Source organism: Nocardioides sp. zg-1308 (assembly GCF_013155375.1).
GTDB classification, from domain to species: Bacteria; Actinomycetota; Actinomycetes; order Propionibacteriales; family Nocardioidaceae; genus Nocardioides; species Nocardioides renjunii.
The window spans coordinates 389,260-407,210 of sequence record NZ_JABJQY010000004.1; the positions used below are offsets into that span (position 1 = coordinate 389,260).

Below are 17,951 nucleotides of genomic sequence, written 5' to 3' on the forward strand. Positions count from 1 at the left end.
AGATCCCCGGGACATGGCTGAGCTGCACTTCTTCACGGGCACGATGGACTCCGGCAAGTCGACGCTGGCGCTCCAGACCAACCACAACCACGCGGCCCGCGGGCGCATCGGCCGGATCTTCACCATCCACGACCGGTCCGGCGCGGCGGTGGTGTCGAGCCGGCTCGGGCTGACGCACGAGGCGCTCGAGGTCGACACCGACTTCGACTTCTGGGCCTACGTCGTCGACTCCTTGACCCGCGGGGGCCGCATCGACTACCTCATCTGTGACGAGGCCCAGTTCTACTCCGCCGCGCAGATCGACCAGCTCGCCAAGGTCGTCGACGAGCTGCAGATCGACGTCTTCGCATTCGGGATCCTGACCGACTTCCGGTCACTGCTGTTCCCCGGCAGCGCCCGCCTCGTCGAGCTCGCCGACCGGATGAACGTGCTCCAGGTCGAGGCGCTGTGCTGGTGCGGCAAGCGGGCCACCCACAACGCCCGCACCGAGAACGGCGCGATGGTCGTCGAGGGCGAGGTGATCGTCGTGGGCGACGTCGACCAGGCCGACGAGCCGCCCGCCGACGTGGCGTACGAGGTCCTGTGCCGCCAGCACCACCGCCGCCGGCTCACCGCCGCGCGCGCCAAGGCCGTCAGCCTCGCTCCCGAGCCGCTCCCCTTCGGCTGACCTCGGCCGTGAGTCGCTCAGGGACTCAAGACGGATGGCTGGGCATGTCGGACAGGACGAACCCCACCGCGAGACGTCCGCGCCCCGCGTGGCCCATGCCGATCGGCTGACTTCGTCCTGTCCGACAGGCCGCGGCGCGTCGGACGACCAGAAGCCCGCAGTCGACGTCGTACGCCGCGGGGCGGGGCGCGGATGCGCCAGGTTGTGGTCGTCCGACACGCCCGGCCTCGGCCGTGAGTCGCTCAGGGACTCCAGGTGGAGTGGCGGGGGTCAGCCGACGCGGATCGGGATCAGCATCTCGGCCGAGGTGAGCGATCCGTGCAGCCCGACGAGCGTGTCCTCGTAGGCGAAGTCGACCGACGAGACGATCGCCGTGTCGTCGTGGCAGGCGACCATCACGTCGCCGAGGCGGGGCAGCACGCCGTGCTGGACGTCCCCGAACCAGCCGCGGCCGATGGCGTCCTCGCGGGTGACGACGGTGGCCCGCTCCCCCAGCACCTCGCGCCAGGTGGCGACGACGTCGTCGACCGCTCCCGCCGCGCAGTAGAGGTGGCGGAACCGGGCCTCGCCGCCCAGCAGCGCGACGCCGTCGCGCATGCCGTGGACCTCGTCGACGTCGACCCGGGCCTCGCGCGGGCTGTCGACCATGCCGTGGTCGGCCACGACCAGCATCCGCGTCGAGGCGGGCAGGGCCTCGCGCAGCTGCTCGGCCTGGGCGTCGACCATCGCGAGCTGCTGGAGCCACTGGGTGGAGGCGACGCCGAACTTGTGCCCGGTCCAGTCGAGGTCGGAGTCGTAGACGTAGGTGAGCGACGGCTGGTGCGCGGAGGCGCTCACGGTCGCCGCGATCCGCTCGCCGACGCGGTCCGCACCGACGTACGTCACCCCGCGCTGCGAGGCGACGGTCAGCCCGGACCCGTCGAACTCACGCTTGTTGACCGAGGTCACGTGGACGCCGGCGTGCGCCAGCCGGCCGAACGCCGTCGGGTGCGGCTGCCAGTCCACCGGGTCGACGGACTTGTCCCACCAGAGGTGGTTGAGCAGCCGGTCGGTGCCGGGGATGCGCGCCGTGAAGCCCACGAGCCCGTGTGCGCCCGGCACGAGGCCGGTGCCGAGCGACGTCAGCGACGTGGCGGTCGTGGACGGCACGCCGGCGGTGCCGGTCGCCCCGTCACCGGCGAGCGAGGCGAGGTAGGGCGCGGAGTGGGCGTAGCGGGTGAGGAGCTCGGCGCCCATCCCGTCGACGAGGAAGAGGACGTACGACGGCGCCGGGGGCAGCTCGAGGCCCACCGGGTGCCCGTCGAGGTCCACGCCGAGCGCGCGACCGATCGAGGGGACGACGTCGGCCAGCGAGCGGTCGCCGTACGCGGGTGGCGTGAACGCCGGACCCCCGCCGAGGTGGTCCGTCACCCTCGGGTGCGCGCCGAGAGCGCGTCGGAGAAGGCCAGCAGGCCGGCGACGGCGTCCGTGCCCTCGGCCGCCGCGGAGACGCGGAGCGTGTAGTCGTCGCCGGCCAGCGTGCCGGTGTAGCCGTGGTCGGCGTCGCACTCGGGGTCGGAGCAGGCGGCGGGCTCGAGGTCGAGGCGGCCCACCCCACCCCAGCCGATCGTCAGCACGGCCTCGGCCGGCGGGGCGACGCCCGCGGTCGGGTTCGCCACCATGCGGGTGACCACGACCGTGCGGATCGAGGTCAGCGTCACCGCCTCGGTGGTCGTGGACGTGTAGGGCTCGGGCAGCAGGTCGTCGCCGGGGTGCTCGTCGGTGTGGGCGATCACCAGCCGCGTGGGCGTGAGCAGCAGCGCCGTCAGGTGGCGGCGTACCTCCTCGTGGTCGAACGTCGTCTCGTGGTGCACGAAGTAGGAGACGACCTCCTCACCCCCGGCCGCGGAGAAGACGCCGTCGGCGACGACCTCGGGGTAGTAGCCGGTGCGTTGGATCGCCTGGCGGAGGTCGTGGGAGACGTCCGCGTCACGGGTGGAGCGGGGCATGGTCGCAGTCTGTCACGCAACCGGGCTCAGTCGGGGAGAGTGTCCCCCGGCATCGTGCTGAGGCGCCGCACGAACCAGTCGGAGCGCGGGTCCTTCACCGGCTCCACCCGCACGTTGGCGCCGAGCACCGTCGCCCCCTCGGCGCCGGCCAGGACGAGCGGCAGCTGGAGGGCGCGCACCTGCGGCAGGTCGTGCTGGAGCTGCGCGACCTGGCGCACCAGCCGCTCGATCTCGGCCACGTCGACGATCTCGCTGCCGCGGTAGCCGAACAGCAGCGGCGAGGCCTTGATCTCGCGCACCATGTCCTGTGCGTCGTGGTCGGCCAGCGGCGGGATCCGGAACGACTTGTCGCCGAGCAGCTCGGTCAGCGGGCCGCTGATCCCGAACGACAGCACCGGGCCGAACAGCGGGTCCTCCATCGTCGCGATGGTGACCGGCACCCCCGGCGGCGCGTTGCGCTGCACCACGAAGCCGGCCCGCTCGGGGTCGGTGATGAGGTCGTTGAGCGAGCGCCAGGCGACGGCCATCTCGTCGGCGCTGTCGATGTTGCGCCACACGTGGGCCAGGTCGGGGCGGTCGCGCAGGTGGTCGGCCGTGGCCTTGAGGACCACGTCCCAGCCGAGCGTCTCCCCCGCCGTGGTCGCCTCGTCGAGCGTCTCGACCGCGTAGGTGTCCCAGAGGTCGATGCCGTAGGCGCGCAGCAGCCGGTGCTGCTCGTGGAAGTCGAGGTCGCGGCCCTCGGGGTGGTTCATCAGCACCTCGTTGACCAGGTGCCGGGCCGCGTCGAGGTCGTTGGCGCTCGGCTCGACCGGCGGGGCCTGCGGCACGCGCAGCCACACGGCGTACTCGACGACGCGGGCGAGGGCACGCACGGCGGCCTCGACGGCGGGGTACGACGGCACGGACCCGCGGCCGGCGCTGGAGCCGGCCACGTCGGGCACCCGCAGCAGCTCGGGCACGCCCTCGGTGCCGAGGAACGTCGACACGATCGGCTTGTCGGACTGCTCGCCGACGGCGGCGAGGACGTTGGCGACGTCCTCGCGGGCGCCCGCGACGTTGAGCGGCGGGATGAAGATCGCCGCGACCGCGTCGACCTCCGGGTCGTCGATCGCCGCGTCGAGGGCGTCCTCGAAGTCCTCCGCGGTGGCGTCGGCGCCCAGCGCCTCCTGCCGGTTGACGACGAGGCCGACGGAGTTGGCGGCGTCGGCGGCCAGCAGCCCGAGCGCGTCGGAGTTGCCGACGATGGCGACCCGGCGACCGCGCGGCAGCGGCTGGTGGGCCAGCAGCTGGGCGACGTCGAACATCTCCTCCAGCGACTCGACCTGGATGATCCCGGCCTGCCGGAACATGGCGTCGACCGCCTCGGGAGGCGCGCCGATCTTGCGGACCGCGTGGCCCATCGGCACGCCCTGCGAGCTGCGGCCCGACCGTACGGCGACGATCGGCTTGCGGCGGCTGACGCGGCGGGCGATGCGGGAGAACTTGCGCGGGTTGCCAATTGACTCGAGGTAGAGCAGCACGACCTCGGTGGCGTCGTCCTCCTCCCAGTACTGCAGGAGGTCGTTGCCGGAGACGTCGGCGCGGTTGCCGGCGCTGACGAAGGTGGTGAGGCCGAGGCCGCGGTTCTGGACCTTCTCCAGGATGGCCGAGCCGAGCGCGCCGGACTGGCAGAAGAACCCGGCGCGGCCGCGGGGCGGCATCACCGAGGACAGCGAGGCGTTGAGGGAGACGTCGGGGTCGGTGTTGATGATGCCGAGCGCGTTGGGCCCGATCAGCCGGAGTCCGTAGGAGCGGGAGAGCCCGACCAGGCGCCGCTGCCGCATCCGGCCCTCCTCGCCGGTCTCGGCGAAGCCGGAGGAGATGACGACGAGGCCGTGGACCCCCTTCGCGGCGCAGTCGAGCACGACGTCCTGCACGGACTCGGCGGGGACGGCCACGATCGCCACGTCGACCTCGCCGGGGATCTCCCCCACCGTCTTCCACGCGGGCATGCCCGCCACCGAGTCAGCGCTCGGGTTGACGACGTGGATCCGGCCGGAGAAGTTGCCGAGGACGAGGTGGCGCACCAGCGCCCGCCCGATGGTGTCCTGGCGCCGGCTGGCGCCGATGATGGCGACCGACTTCGGGGAGAAGAAGCGCTCGATCGAGGCGTACTCGGCGCGGTGCTCGCGCTGCTCCATCACGCCGATCGCGGTGTCGGTCGGGTCGATCCGGAACACCAGCTCCATCACGCCGTCCTCGAAGGCGCTCTTCACCTGGTAGCCGGCGTCCTTGAAGGTGTGGATCATCGCCTGGTTGTCGGGCAGCACCTCCGCGACGAACTCCTCGATCCCACGCTCGCGGCCCGCCTGGGCGAGGTGCTCGAGGAGGAGCTGGCCGATCCCGCGGCCCTGGTGCCGGTCCTCGACGAGGAACGCGACCTCGGCGTAGCCCGGGCGGATGGTGTCGTAGCGACCGACGGCGATCATCTGGCCGGCGACGGTCAGGATCATCGCCACCCGGTCGCGGTGGTCGACCTTGGTGAACCGGTCGAGGTCGCGCTCGGAGAGCTCGGGCATGGGCGAGAAGAAGCGGTAGTACTTCGACTGGTCGGAGACCCGGCTGTAGAACTCGACCAGCAGCGCGCGGTCCTCCGGCTGCATGGGCCGGATGTGCGCGGTGCGGCCGTCGCGCAGCAGGACGTCCGCCTCCCAGTGGCGCGGCGCCGGCGGCACTGTGCGCAGTTCCTCCGTCTCGGTCACCCCGTCAATCTATCCGAGCGACGCCGGATCCATCACGGGTCGAGCAGCGGACGCCTCATCGCTGGTCGAGTAGCCGAGCGAGGAACGAGCGAGGCGTATCGAGACCCGTCCACAGATCCCGCCCACCCCCTGTCACCGACCACCCCGGACGACGACCCTCGAACGATGACCGCCTACGTCTACATGCTGAGGTGCGCCGACGGCTCCTTCTACGTCGGCAGCACCCGGGACCTCTTCACCCGCCTGTTCCAGCACGAGAGCGGCGTGGGCGCGGCCTACACGCGTGGACGGAGGCCCGTCGAGCTGGTGTGGCACGAGGAGCACGAGAACGTCGCCCTGGCCTTCGCCCGCGAGAAGCAGGTGCAGGGCTGGAGCCGCGCGAAGAGGCTGGCGCTCATCGCCGGCGACTACGAAGGACTGCCGCCCCTGGCGAGGAAGGACTTCTCGCGCCGGCAGAAGAGGGCCGACGGCTGAGGGCCGGGTCTCGATACGCCCGCTCGCTGGCGCTCGCGACCTACTCGACCATCGAGAGGACGCCTCTTCTCGAGCGAGGCGTGTCGAGACGCGATCGCCGGCGGAAGAGGTCGCCCCGCCCCGGCGAGCCCCCAGCCGGACTCGGCGGGCCAGCGGGGACAATGGCCCGCATGGCACGACGTACGACGAAACAGCCCCTCCCGGACGACTTCGAGGAGCACATCCTCGACACCGACATCCGTGACGAGATGCAGTCGTCGTTCCTGGAGTACGCCTACTCGGTCATCTACTCCCGCGCCCTGCCCGACGCGCGCGACGGCCTCAAGCCGGTGCAGCGCCGCATCCTCTACACGATGGACGACATGTCGCTGCGGCCCGACCGCGGCCACGTGAAGAGCGCCCGCGTCGTCGGCGAGGTGATGGGCCGCCTGCACCCGCACGGCGACGGCGCGATCTACGACGCCCTGGTCCGGATGGCGCAGCCCTGGTCGATGCGCCTGCCGACCGTCGACGGGCACGGCAACTTCGGCTCGCCGGACGACCCGCCCGCCGCGATGCGCTACACCGAGTGCCGGATGGCGCCCGCCGCGGTCGCCATGACGGCCTCGATCCACGAGGACACGGTCGACTTCAAGCCCAACTACGACTCGCGCGAGACCGAGCCGGTCGTGCTCCCTGCCGCCATCCCGCACCTGCTCGTCAACGGCGCCGCCGGCATCGCGGTCGGGATGGCGACCAACATCGCCCCCCACAACCTCGTCGAGGTCGTGCAGGCCCTCAAGCACCTCGTCACGCACCCAAAGGCCACGCTCGACGACCTCATGCGCTACATCCCGGGCCCCGACCTGCCCACCGGCGGCAAGATCGTCGGCCTCGACGGCGTCCGCGACGCGTACGACACCGGCCGCGGCACGTTCCGGATGCGGGCCACGGCGCGGATCGAGTCCGTGACCCCCCGGCGCAAGGGCATCGTCGTCACCGAGCTGCCCTACGGCGTCGGCGAGGAGCGTGTCGTCGAGCAGATCAAGAAGCTGGTCCTCGCCAAGAAGCTGCAGGGCATCGCCGACGTCAAGCAGCTGGGCGACCGCCACCAGGGCCTGCGCCTGGTCATCGAGATCAAGAACGGCTTCGTCCCCGAGGCCATCCTCGAGCAGCTCTACCGCCAGACCGCGCTCGAGGACTCCTTCGGCATCAATGCGGTCGCGCTGGTCGACGGCCAGCCGCGCACGCTGGGCCTCAAGGAGATGCTCGAGGTCTTCCTCGCCCATCGCTTCGACGTCGTCCGCCGCCGCTCCTCGTTCCGCCGCGCACGGGCCGCCGACCGGCTGCACCTCGTCGACGGCCTCCTCATCGCGATCCTCGACATCGACGAGGTCATCCAGGTGATCCGCAGCTCGGACAACGCCGCCGCTGCCAAGGAGCGGCTGATCTCCGTCTTCGAGCTGTCGGAGGCGCAGGCCGACTACATCCTCGACATGCCGCTGCGCCGGCTGACCAAGTTCTCCCGGATCGAGCTGGAGAAGGAGAAGTCCGAGCTCGAGCGCACCATCGAGTACCTCGACGCGATCCTCGCCGACGAGAAGCTGCTCCGGAAGGTCGTCTCCGACGAGCTGACTGACGTCGCCAAGGAGCACGGCACGCCGCGGCGCACCGTCCTGCTCGCCTCGGCCGGCACCACCGTCACGGCCGCGTCCGCCACGCCGCTCGAGGTCGCCGACGACCCGTGCTTCGCGCTGCTGTCGTCGAGTGGCCTCCTGGCCCGTACGACGTCCGCCACCGCCCCCGGGCACGGCGAGGGTCGAGCCAACCACGACGTGGTGACGAGCGCGGTCCGCACGACCGCGCGGGGCGAGGTCGGCGTGGTGACCAGCCGCGGTCGGCTGCTCAAGGTGGGCGTCCTCGACATGCCCGAGCTGCCGGACTCCGCCAACGACCCCAACCTCCAGGGCGGCCTCCCGCTCACCGAGATCCTCCCCCTCGACACCGGCGAGCGCGCCCTCGCCCTCACCTCGCTGCCCACCGACGGCCCCGGCCTCGCGCTCGGCACCCGCGACGGTGTCGTCAAGCGGGTCAACCCCGAGGTCCTGGGGCGCGACGAGTGGGAGGTGATCGGCCTCAAGGACGGCGACGAGGTCGTCGGTGCGGTGCAGCTCGTGACCGGGGAGGAGGAGCTGTGCTTCATCTCCTCCGACGCCCAGCTGCTCCACTTCCCCGCCGCCGGCGTCCGCCCGCAGGGCCGCTCCGGCGGCGGCATGGCCGGCATCAAGCTCGGCGCCGGCCAGCACGTCGCGTTCTTCGGGGCGTTCGACCCCTCGGACGCCGTCGTGGTGACCGCCTCGGGGTCCTCGACCGCGCTCCCCGGCACCGAGGCCGGCGCGGTCAAGGTGACGCCGTTCAGCGAGTACCCCGGCAAGGGACGCGCCACCGGGGGCGTCCGCAGCCACCGCTTCCTCAAGGGCGAGGACGTCCTGGTCGCGGCGTGGGCCGGACCGGGCCCCGCCCGGGCAGCTGCCGCCAGCGGCGCGCCCGTCGACCTGCCCGAGGCCAACGGCAGGCGGGACGGGTCCGGCGTGCCGGCCCCTCAGCCGATCGCCGCCGTCGCCTCGCCCGTCGCGGCGCAGGTCGCGTCCCAGCTCGGCCCCGCCGGTGCCGCGCCGTCCGACCCGGCGCCCGCCCCTGTGGAAGGCTGAGCCCATGCTCGCTTGTGCCCGGACCACCGGACGTCTCGCCACCGCTCTCGCCGGGGTGCTGCTGGCCGTGCCCACGCTCGCCGCCTGCTCGGGCGACGACGGCGGCGGCGAGGAGGCGGAGAGCCAGACGCCCGAGGAGATCCTGGCCGAGGCCTCCACCCGGCTGACCGAGACGAGCGGCGTCGACCTGACCCTCTCGACGCCCTCGCTGCCCGACGGCGTCTCCGGCATCACCCGGGCGGCCGGCACCCTGACCCAGGCACCGGCCTTCGACGGGTCCATCACCGTCGTCTTCGCCGGCCAGACCGTCGACGTGCCGGTCATCGCCGTCGACGACACCGTCTACGCCCAGCTGCCCTTCACCCCGGGCTGGAACGAGGTCGACCCCAAGGAGTACGGCGCCCCCGACCCGTCCGGCCTCATCGGCCAGGACGGGTTCGCCGGCCTGCTCGGGCTCACCGACTCGCCGAAGGCCGGCGAGAGCGTGCGCGGCGGCTCCAACAACTCCGAGGTCCTCACCACCTACTCCGGCACCGTGCCCGGCGACGCCATGGACGCGGTCATCCCCTCGTCCTCCGGCGACACCTTCGACGTCGAGTGGCAGGTCACCGACGAGGGTGAGCTGCGCAAGGCGACGCTCACCGGCGTCTTCTACCCCCGCACCGACCCGATGACCTACACGGTCGACTTCGCCGACTACGGCACGGAGAAGGACATCACCGCACCGTGAGCGAGCCGGCCGGGCTCGCCCGCACCTCGCGGCTGCTCCTCGCCATGGCGGCGGTCGCCGTGGCCTTCGCGGCCGCCGACACGTACGTCGTCGTGCTCGCGCTGCCCGACATGATGACCGGCGTCGGCGTCCCGATCGACCAGCTGCAGCGGGCCGCGCCCATCGTCAGCGGCTTCCTCCTCGGCTACGTCGCCATGCTCCCGCTGATCGGACGCATCGCCGACCTGCGCGGCCGCGTGCCCGTGCTCGTCATGGCGCTCGTGCTCTTCGCGCTGGGCTCCCTCATCACCACCGTGGCCTACGACATGCCGAGCATCGTCGCGGGTCGCTTCCTGCAGGGCGTCGGCGGCGGCGGTCTCGTCCCCGCGACGCTGGCGCTCGTCGCCGACCTCTACCCCGTCGAGCGGCGCGGCGTCCCGCTGGGCGTGGTGTCGGCCGTGCAGGAGATCGGCTCGGTGCTCGGACCGCTGTTCGGCGCGGCGGTGCTCGCCTTCGCGGACTGGCGAGCGATCTTCGCGATCAACCTCGCCGTCGGCCTCGTCCTCGCCGCGGCCATCCGCGCCCTCGCCCCCCGGGAGCACCGGGAGGCCCAGGAGCACCGGGAGCGCCGGGAACGGCGCCGACCGGACGTCGTCGGCCTCCTGCTCGCCCTCGCCACGGTCGCCGGCGGTGCCGTCGTCTTCCTCCGACCACCGTCGCTCATGCGCGACCTCACCTGGGGCCAGCTGTTCATCCCGTTCGCCGGCGACGGCCGCTGGCTCACGCCGATCGGCGCCGCGACGATGGCGGCGCTCGTCCTGCTCCTCGCCTGGTGCGCTTTCGCCCCGCACCCGCTGCTGGACCTGCGCGGCTGGGGTCGCGTGCTGGTCGAGGCCGACCTCGTCGGGGCGCTGCTGCTCGCCACGGCCCTCGGCGGCGTGATCCTCGCCTTCGCCACCGCCGATCCCAAGATCGAGGTGTTCTCGCCCCGCGGCCGGTGGTACCTCCTGGGTGCGGTCCTCGGCGCCGTGGCCTTCGTGTGGCACGTACGCCGCGCCGCGAACCCGCTCGTGCCCCGCGGCGCGCTGCGGCGTACGCCGGCGTGGGGGGCGCTGCTGGTCAGCTTCTTCGTGGGTGCCGCGCTGATCGCCGCCCTCATCGACATCCCGCTCTTCGCCCGCACCACCGTCTACCCCGACGACCAGCTGCCGGCCGCCCTCGTGCTGGTCCGCTTCCTGCTGGCGCTCCCTGTCGGCGCGGTGGCGGGCGGCTACCTCATCCGGTTCCTCTCCCCCGGCGTCGTCACCGCCATCGGCATGCTGATGGCGGCCGCCGGGTTCGTGCTGATGACCCGCTGGGGGCTGACGACCATCGAGGAGCCGATCGCCAACCTCGCCCTGGTCACCGGTGGGCTGGGCTTCGGCCTGGCCCTGGCACCCGTGAACGCCGCGCTCCTCGCCTTCACCGACGACGACGCCCACGGGGTGGCCAGCGCCTTCGTCGTCGTCGCGCGCATGGTCGGCATGCTCGTCGGCATCTCCGCCCTCACCACGATCGGGCTGCGCCGCTACTACGCCGAGCAGGGCGCCGTGCCCGCCGTGCAGGACGTCTGCGACGGCAGGAGCCGGTGCAAGGAGTTCTCCGACCTGCTGCGGGTCGCCGGGATCGCCCAGGAGCACGCCGTCTTCTGGGGCGCGGCGGGCTGCGCCGTGGTGGCAGCGGCGCTCGCGCTGGTGCTGCTCCGGCAGGTCGGGCCGACGCGGCTCAGCGCGCGGGACGTCTTCTCCGGGTCGGTCTGAGGGGCGCTACCCTGCCGGTCGTGAGCGACTTCGACGACCTGATGCGGGCCAACCGCGAGTTCGCGGACACCTTCGACCTCGGCGGCTTCGACGGCAAGGCCCACGCCGGCATCGCGCTGGTGACGTGCATGGACTCGCGCATCGACCCGCTGCGGATGCTCGGCCTCCGCCACGGCGACGCCAAGATCTTCCGCAACCCCGGCGGCCGCGTCACGCCCCAGGCCCTCGAGGCGCTCGTGCTGGGCGTGCACCTGCTCAACGTGCAGCGTGTCCTCGTGGTCCCGCACACCCGCTGCGCGATGGCCTCCGCCTCGGAGGACGAGCTGCGGGCCAGGGTCGGCGAGTCGGCCGGGGTCGACGCCAGCTGGCAGTCCTTCGGCGTCGTGACCGACCAGCTCGACCAGCTGCGCCAGGACGTCGCCAAGGTGCGCACGCACCCGCTCATCGGCGAGCGCGCCGCGGTCGGCGGCTTCCTCTACGACGTCGACACCGGGCTGCTCACCCAGCACGTCTGACGTACGCCCTCCCGCCGGGGCGGGCTACTTGAGGGTCTGCTTGCCGCCGTGCAGGAGCGTGATGAGCTGCGCGACCTTGCCGTCGGTCGCGGCGTCGCGGGCGAAGGACGTCAGGTTCATCACCGGAGCGAACTTCTGCCGGGTGATCGCCTTGGCGTAGGTGAACTCGCGCAGCCCGTCGGCCCCGTGGATCCGGCCGAACCCGGACTGTCCGACGCCCCCGAAGGGCAGGGCAGGCACCGCGGCGAAGGAGACGACCGAGTTCACCGACGTCATGCCGGACCGGATGCGGCGCGCGATCGACATGCCGTTGGCCTTGGAGAACACCGCGCCCGCCAGGCCGTACTGGGTCGCGTTGGTGAGGCGGACCGCCTCCTCCATGCTGTCGACGGGGTTGATCGCCAGCGTCGGGCCGAAGGTCTCCTCGGTGATCGCCGTGGAGTCCTCGGGCACGTGGGTCAGGATCGTCGGCTGGACGAACCGCTCCCCCACGGCGTCGGGCCCTCCGAGCACCGCCCGCGCGCCCCGGGCGACGGCGTCGTCGATGTGGCTCCTGATGACGCCCAGCTGTGACGGCATCGTGATCGGCCCGATCTGGGCGGCGGAGTCGGCACCGGCGCGGAGGCCGTCGGCCTGGGCGAGGATCTCGGCCATGAAGGCGTCGAAGACGTTGCGGTGGACGTAGACGCGCTCGGTCCCGGTGCAGGTCTGTCCCGCGTTGGCCATCCCGCCCCACAGCGCCGCCTCCGCCGCCTTGGCCAGGTCGGCGTCCTCGTCGACGATCAGCGAGTCCTTGCCGCCGGCCTCGATGACGACCGGCGTGAGGTTCTCGGCGCAGGCGGCCATGACCAGCTTGCCCGTGCGTCCGGAGCCCGTGAACGCGAGCTTGTCGATCCGCGCCCGGCACAGCGCGTTGCCGGTCTCGCCGAGGCCGGTGACGACCTGCAGCACGTCACGCCCGTGCACCACCTGGCGGAACGAGTCGGCGAGCCACTGGCCGACGCCGGGGGTGTACTCGCTCGGCTTGAACACCACCGCGTTGCCGGCGGCCAGGGCGTACGCGATGGACCCCAGCGGGGTGAACACCGGGTAGTTCCACGGTCCGATCACGCCGACGACGCCGAGCGGGTGGTAGGCCACGGTCGCCGCCTGGTTAGCCATCAGGAGCCCGGAGCCGACCTTGCGCGCCCCGAGCACCTTCTTGGCGTTCTTGGCCGCCCAGGCGATGTGCTCGATGGCGAGGACGATCTCGAGCTGGGCGTCACCGTGCGGCTTCCCGGTCTCGCGGTGCGACAGGTCGGCCAGCTGGGCGATGCGGCGGGTGATCACCGAGCGCCACGTGAGGAGGAAGTCGGCCCGCTCGTCGAACGACAGGTTGCCCCACCAGTCGACCGCGTCACGCGCACGGGCGACCGCCGCGTCGACCTCGTCGCGCCCGGCGACGGGGTGGGTGCCGACGACGTCCCCGGTGGCGGGGTCGAGCGAGTCGAAGGTCTCGCCGGCGCCGGCGGTCGCAGTGGGCTGGAGGGTGCTGGTCATCGGGACTCCTTGACGAGATCCGCGCACTTCTCGCCGATCATGATGGTGGGGGCGTTGGTGTTGCCGCGCGGGACCCGCGGCATGACCGAGGCGTCGGCGACCCGGAGGCCCTCCACGCCGTGCACCCGGAGCTGCGGGTCGACGACGCTGCCCTCCACGGTGCCCATGGCGCACGTCGCGACCGGGTGGTAGAGCGTCTGGCCCAGCCGCCCGATGCCCTCGATGATCTCGTCGTCGCTCGGGTCGGCCGACGCCGGGACCCACGGCTCGTCGACGAACCTCGCGATCGGACCCTGGCGCAGGACCTCCAGGGCGGTGCGGAACCCGCCGATCATGGCCTCGAGGTCGGCGCGGTCGTCGAAGTAGCCCGGGTCGATCTCGGGGTGCCAGGTGGGGTCCGCCGAGCGCAACCGCACGTGGCCCGAGCTCTGGACGTTGACCAGCGTGATGGCCGTGGTAAGCGCCCGGCGTACGGGCTCGTGCATGCCGTTGTCGTAGAAGCCGGTCGGCGCCACGTGGAGCTGGACGTCGGGCAGCGCGAGGTCGTCGCGCGAGGTGTAGAACGCGCCCGCCTCCCCGACGTTGGAGCTCAGCGGGCCCTTGCCGGTCGCCTTCCACTTCACGAGGTTGCGCAGGCCGAGCATCTCCGCGATGTCGGTCGTGTCGCGGGTGTAGCTGAGGATGCCCGCCGCCGGGTGGTCCTGCAGGTTCTGTCCCACGCCCGACGACTCGACAGCGACGTCGATGCCCATGTCGCGCAGGTGAGCACCGGGGCCGATGCCGGACAGCATCAGCAGCTGCGGGCTGTTGATCGCGCCCCCGCTGAGGACGACCTCGGCCTCCGCCCGCGCCACCAGCTGCTCGCCGCGGCGGGTGTAGGCGACGCCGACCGCGCGGTTGCCCTCCAGCACGATGCGCGTCACGAAGGACTCGGTGCGGACGGTGAGGTTGGGGCGCGTGTCCGCCGGGTGGATGTAGGCGTCGGCGACGGACCAGCGCCGCCCCTTGTGGCACGTCACCTGGTAGAGCCCGACACCCTCCTGCTCGGCGCCGTTGAAGTCGTCGTTGCGCTTCAGCCCCGCGGCGACGCCGGCCTCCACGAACGCGGTGCTCAGCTCGTGGTCGTAGGTCCGGTCCTCCACGTGCAGCGGACCGTCGGTGCCGTGGAACGGGCCGCCCAGCCGGGTGTTGGCCTCGGCCTTGCGGAAGTAGGGCAGGACGTCGTCGAAGCCCCACCCGGTCGCGCCGTAGGCGTCGCGCCACTCGTCGTAGTCGGCGTGGTTGCCGCGGATGTAGATCATCGCGTTCATCGAGGAGCAGCCGCCGAGCGCCTTCATCCGAGGCCAGTAGGCCCGGCGTCCCGCGAGGTGCTTCTGCGGGGTCGTCTCGTAGTTCCAGTCCCACTTCGTCTTGAAGAGCGCGGAGAACGCCAGCGGGATGTGGATGTTGTCGTCGTCGTCGGCCGGGCCGGCCTCGAGCAGCAGCACCCGTACGTCCGGGTCCTCGGTCAGCCGCGCGGCGACCACGCCGCCGGCACTGCCCGATCCGATGACGATGTAGTCGAACTTCTCGTCGGGCATGTGTCTCCCTGTCGGCAGCGGTGTGACGCGAGCCACAAACCTACTGAGGCGGGCACGTCGCCACAACCACTGTCAGCGTCGCGCCGGCCCGGCGCGGTCGTCGTACGGCGCTCAGCTCGCGGGGGCCGCTCAGGCGTCCAGCGCCTCGACGTCCACCTCGTAGGCCCCCTGGACGATGAACTCCTTGCGGGGCGCGACGTCGGAGCCCATCAGCAGGTCGAAGACCCGGCTCGCCTCGTCGACGTCGTCGATGGTGAGCTTGCGCAGCGTCCGGTAGCGGGGGTCCATGGTCGTCTCGGCCAGCTGGTCGGCGTCCATCTCGCCGAGACCCTTGTAGCGCTGGACCGGGTCCTTCCAGCGGACGTTCTTCTTCTTGAGCTCGGCGAGCCGGCGCTGCAGCTCGTCGTCGGAGTAGGTGTAGATGTACTTGTCCATCCCCTTCTTGGGGTTGGACAGCTCGATGCGGTGCAGAGGCGGCACGGCGGAGTAGAGCCGCCCGTCGCGGACGAGCTCGGGCATGTACTTGAAGAACAGCGTCGCCAGCAGGCACCGGATGTGGGCGCCGTCGGAGTCGGCGTCGGCCATCAGGATGATCCGCCCGTAACGCGCGGACTCGAGGTCGAACGTACGGCCCGAGCCGGCGCCGACGACCTGGATGATCGAGGCGCACTCGGCGTTCTTGAGCATGTCGCCGACGGTGGCCTTCTGGACGTTGAGGATCTTGCCGCGGATGGGCAGCAGCGCCTGGAACTCGCTGCTGCGAGCCGCCTTGGCGGTGCCCATCGCCGAGTCGCCCTCGACGATGAAGAGCTCGGTGCGCTCGGTGTCGGCGCTGCGGCAGTCGAAGAGCTTGGCGGGCAGGGCGGAGGACTCGAGCGCGTTCTTGCGGCGCTGGTTCTCCTTGTGCTGGCGCGCCGCGAGCCGGGTCTTGGACGCCGCGGCGACCTTCTCCATGAGGAGCTTGGCCTGCGCCTTCTCCGTGCGCTTGGTCGAGGTGAGGAACGCCTTGAGCTCCCCGCCCACCACCTTGCGTACGACGCCGCGCGCGGCCGGGGTGCCGAGGATCTCCTTGGTCTGGCCCTCGAACTGCGGCTCGGCCAGGCGCACGGTCACCACGGCGGTCAGACCCTCGAGCACGTCGTCCTTGATGACGTCGGCGTCAGCCGAGCGCAGCACCTTGCCGGCGCGCATGGCGTCGTTGAACGTCTTGGTGAGAGCGCTCTCGAAGCCGCTGACGTGGGTGCCGCCCTTCGGCGTCGCGATCACGTTGACGAAGGAGCGCACCTCGGTGTCGTAGGCCGTGTCCCAGCGCACCGCGACGTCGACGGTGAGCTCGCGCTCGACCTCCTGGGGCGTCATGTGGCCCTTGTCGTCGAGGAGCGGCACCGTCTCGGTGAAGGTGTCGGTGCCCTGGAGCCGGAGGATGTCGGTGACGGGCTCGCCGTGGGAGAGGAACTCGACGAACTCCGCGATGCCGCCGTCGTGGCGGAACTTCTCCTCGACCATCTCCGAGGAGCGCTGGTCGCGGATCACCAGCTCGAGACCCGGCACGATGTAGGACGTCTGCCGGGCGCGCCCGATGAGGCCCTCCATCTCGAAGCGGGCGTCCTTGGTGAAGACCTGGCGGTCCGGCCAGAACCGGATCCGCGTGCCGGTGCGCCCCTTGGCGACCCGCTTGCCCTTGCGGGTCAGGCCCGACTGCGGGGTGAACGGCGCCGCCGGACCCTCGCCGTCGAAGACGCCCGGCACGCCGCGCTGGAACGACAGGCCCTGCTGGGTCGGCGAGCGGTCGACGTCGATGTCCATCCGGGAGGACAGCGCGTTGACCACCGACAGGCCGACCCCGTGCAGGCCGCCCGTGGCGACGTAGGAGCCGCCGCCGAACTTGCCGCCGGCGTGCAGCTTGGTGGCCACCACCTCGACGCCCGACAGGCCGGTCTTCGGCTCCTTGTCGGTCGGGATGCCGCGCCCGTCGTCGTAGACCTCGACCGAGCCGTCGTCGTGGAGCGTCACCTCCACCCGGTGCGCGACGCCGGCCAGGGCCTCGTCCACGCCGTTGTCGATGATCTCCCACAGGCAGTGCATCAGCCCGCGCGTGTCGGTGGAGCCGATGTACATGCCCGGCCGCTTGCGTACGGCGTCGAGGCCCTCGAGGACCAGGAGGTGCGCTGCGTTGTAGGTGTTGTCCGCCGGTGCTGCCACAAGGAGCAAACCTACCTGCGACACGCCGGGCGTCGACGGAGGCACGCTGGCCGTGGGCGCGCATGAGGCGGTCTAGCGTGGGGCACCTATCCGTATCGCTTCTGCAACGGCCGCCGACGGTTGGTGGACAACGCCAGCGCGGAGGAGTGTGACGTGATTGACTGCACGAGTTCTCGATCTACAAGTGCTCGAGGGGAATCTTTGCCCCAAGGGCTACGTTGGGCCAGACACCGATGAACAAGAAATGAGGCTGACGTGACCACTGCCACCGCACCCACCCAGGCCGTCCTGACGGCCGGTGACCGCTGCGACCGCTGCGGTGCCCAGGCCTACCTCCGCGTGGAGCTCCAGACCGGAGGTGAGCTGCTCTTCTGCGCCCACCACGCTCGCGAGCACGGCGAGAAGCTCCGTGAGGTCGCAGCGAGCGTCCACGACGAGACGCACAAGCTGGAGACCCCGGCCACCCCGGCCCCGGAGGCCTGAGCACGACCCGACCCACACCTACTTCCAGATCGGCCCCGGACACGCTCTCCGGGGCCGATCTGCGTCCTCTGGGAGGCTCTGCCCGTGAGTGCCATGGAGCTCGTCGTCGCCGTCGCGATCGCCGTCGGCATCGCGGGCATCATCGTCCCCGTCCTGCCCGGCACCCTGCTGGTGCTCGGCGCCGTCCTCGTGTGGGCGCTGGAGATCGGTGGGTCGACGGCCTGGGCGGTGTTCGCGGCGTGCGCGCTCCTGCTGGTGGGCGGCTCGGTCGTCAAGTACCTGGTCCCCGGCCGCCGGCTCAAGGCCTCAGGCGTCCCCAACCGCACCCTGGTCGCGGGTGGCGTGCTGGCCTTCGTGGGGTTCTTCGTCATCCCCCTGGTCGGCATGTTCATCGGCTTCGTCCTGGGCGTCTACGCCGCCGAGCGGGCACGGGTGGGCGGCGCGCAGGCATGGCCGTCCACGATGGCGGCGCTGCGGGCGGTCGGGGTCTCCATCCTCATCGAGCTGGTCGCCGCGTTCCTCGCAGCCGTGGTCTGGGTCGTCGGCGTCACGGCCACCTGAGGC

14 protein-coding genes are annotated in these 17,951 nt (G+C 71.9%); 8 read left to right on the forward strand and 6 right to left on the reverse strand.

Annotation, left to right across the window (positions count from 1 at the left end):
• Window positions 1–13: 13 nt before the first annotated feature.
• Window positions 14–667 (forward strand): thymidine kinase, encoded by a 654-nt coding sequence (locus HN031_RS16810; protein WP_172272676.1) that lies wholly within the window; start codon window positions 14–16, stop codon window positions 665–667.
• 270 nt (window positions 668–937) lie between these two features.
• On the opposite strand, the gene HN031_RS16815 is transcribed toward HN031_RS16810, so the two are convergent.
• From HN031_RS16815 to HN031_RS16825, 3 genes are read right to left on the reverse strand one after another with little or no spacing between them, the layout of a single operon-like run.
• The gene (locus HN031_RS16815; protein WP_172272679.1) at window positions 938–2,077 is read right to left on the reverse strand and encodes a nucleotide pyrophosphatase/phosphodiesterase family protein; all 1,140 of its coding nucleotides are present in this window, start codon (window positions 2,075–2,077) and stop codon (window positions 938–940) included.
• Complete coding sequence (locus tag HN031_RS16820; protein ID WP_172272682.1) at window positions 2,074–2,655, reverse strand: DUF5998 family protein; 582 nt, start codon at window positions 2,653–2,655, stop codon at window positions 2,074–2,076. Before HN031_RS16820 ends, HN031_RS16815 begins: the two co-directional genes overlap by 4 nt.
• Window positions 2,656–2,681: 26 nt before the next feature.
• Window positions 2,682–5,396 carry a GNAT family N-acetyltransferase gene (locus HN031_RS16825; protein WP_322424123.1) on the reverse strand — a complete coding sequence of 905 codons (2,715 nt, stop codon included), beginning with the start codon at window positions 5,394–5,396 and terminating at the stop codon, window positions 2,682–2,684.
• Between the two features lie 165 nt (window positions 5,397–5,561).
• On the opposite strand from HN031_RS16825, the gene HN031_RS16830 reads away from it, so the two are divergent.
• The 5 genes from HN031_RS16830 (at window position 5,562) to HN031_RS16850 (ending at window position 11,583) form a co-directional block, all read left to right on the forward strand.
• On the forward strand, window positions 5,562–5,870 hold the full coding sequence (locus HN031_RS16830) for a GIY-YIG nuclease family protein (protein WP_172272685.1): 309 nt from the start codon (window positions 5,562–5,564) through the stop codon (window positions 5,868–5,870).
• A 170-nt stretch (window positions 5,871–6,040) separates the two neighbouring features.
• A complete protein-coding gene (locus HN031_RS16835; protein WP_172272688.1) occupies window positions 6,041–8,560 on the forward strand; it encodes a DNA topoisomerase (ATP-hydrolyzing) subunit A in 2,520 nt (839 codons plus the stop codon).
• Between the two features lie 4 nt (window positions 8,561–8,564).
• Entirely contained in the window at window positions 8,565–9,290 is a 726-nt protein-coding gene (locus HN031_RS16840; protein WP_172272711.1) for an LppX_LprAFG lipoprotein, read from the forward strand.
• Window positions 9,287–11,068, forward strand: coding sequence for an MFS transporter (locus tag HN031_RS16845; RefSeq protein WP_367650795.1), 1,782 nt, complete (start codon window positions 9,287–9,289; stop codon window positions 11,066–11,068). Before HN031_RS16840 ends, HN031_RS16845 begins: the two co-directional genes overlap by 4 nt.
• 20 nt (window positions 11,069–11,088) lie before the next feature.
• Window positions 11,089–11,583, forward strand: a complete 495-nt coding sequence (locus HN031_RS16850) for a beta-class carbonic anhydrase (protein WP_367650796.1) — start codon at window positions 11,089–11,091, stop codon at window positions 11,581–11,583.
• Window positions 11,584–11,607: 24 nt separating this feature from the next.
• On the opposite strand, the gene HN031_RS16855 is transcribed toward HN031_RS16850, so the two are convergent.
• From HN031_RS16855 to HN031_RS16865, 3 genes are all read right to left on the reverse strand, one after another.
• A complete protein-coding gene (locus HN031_RS16855) occupies window positions 11,608–13,122 on the reverse strand; it encodes an aldehyde dehydrogenase family protein (protein WP_172272714.1) in 1,515 nt (504 codons plus the stop codon).
• On the reverse strand, window positions 13,119–14,702 hold the full coding sequence (locus tag HN031_RS16860) for a GMC family oxidoreductase (protein WP_172272717.1): 1,584 nt from the start codon (window positions 14,700–14,702) through the stop codon (window positions 13,119–13,121). The genes HN031_RS16855 and HN031_RS16860 overlap by 4 nt, the downstream gene beginning before the upstream one ends.
• Window positions 14,703–14,831: 129 nt before the next feature.
• Window positions 14,832–16,904, reverse strand: a complete 2,073-nt coding sequence (locus tag HN031_RS16865) for a type IIA DNA topoisomerase subunit B (protein ID WP_367650797.1) — start codon at window positions 16,902–16,904, stop codon at window positions 14,832–14,834.
• 255 nt (window positions 16,905–17,159) lie between these two features.
• Here HN031_RS16865 and HN031_RS16870 point away from each other — a divergent pair, with 255 nt between their 5' ends.
• Both HN031_RS16870 and HN031_RS16875 read left to right on the forward strand, forming a co-directional pair.
• Window positions 17,160–17,387 carry a hypothetical protein gene (locus tag HN031_RS16870; RefSeq protein ID WP_172272723.1) on the forward strand — a complete coding sequence of 76 codons (228 nt, stop codon included), beginning with the start codon at window positions 17,160–17,162 and terminating at the stop codon, window positions 17,385–17,387.
• A gap of 93 nt (window positions 17,388–17,480) precedes the next feature.
• Window positions 17,481–17,948 (forward strand): DUF456 domain-containing protein, encoded by a 468-nt coding sequence (locus HN031_RS16875; RefSeq protein WP_172273738.1) that lies wholly within the window; start codon window positions 17,481–17,483, stop codon window positions 17,946–17,948.
• The last annotated feature ends 3 nt before the right edge of the window (window positions 17,949–17,951 follow it).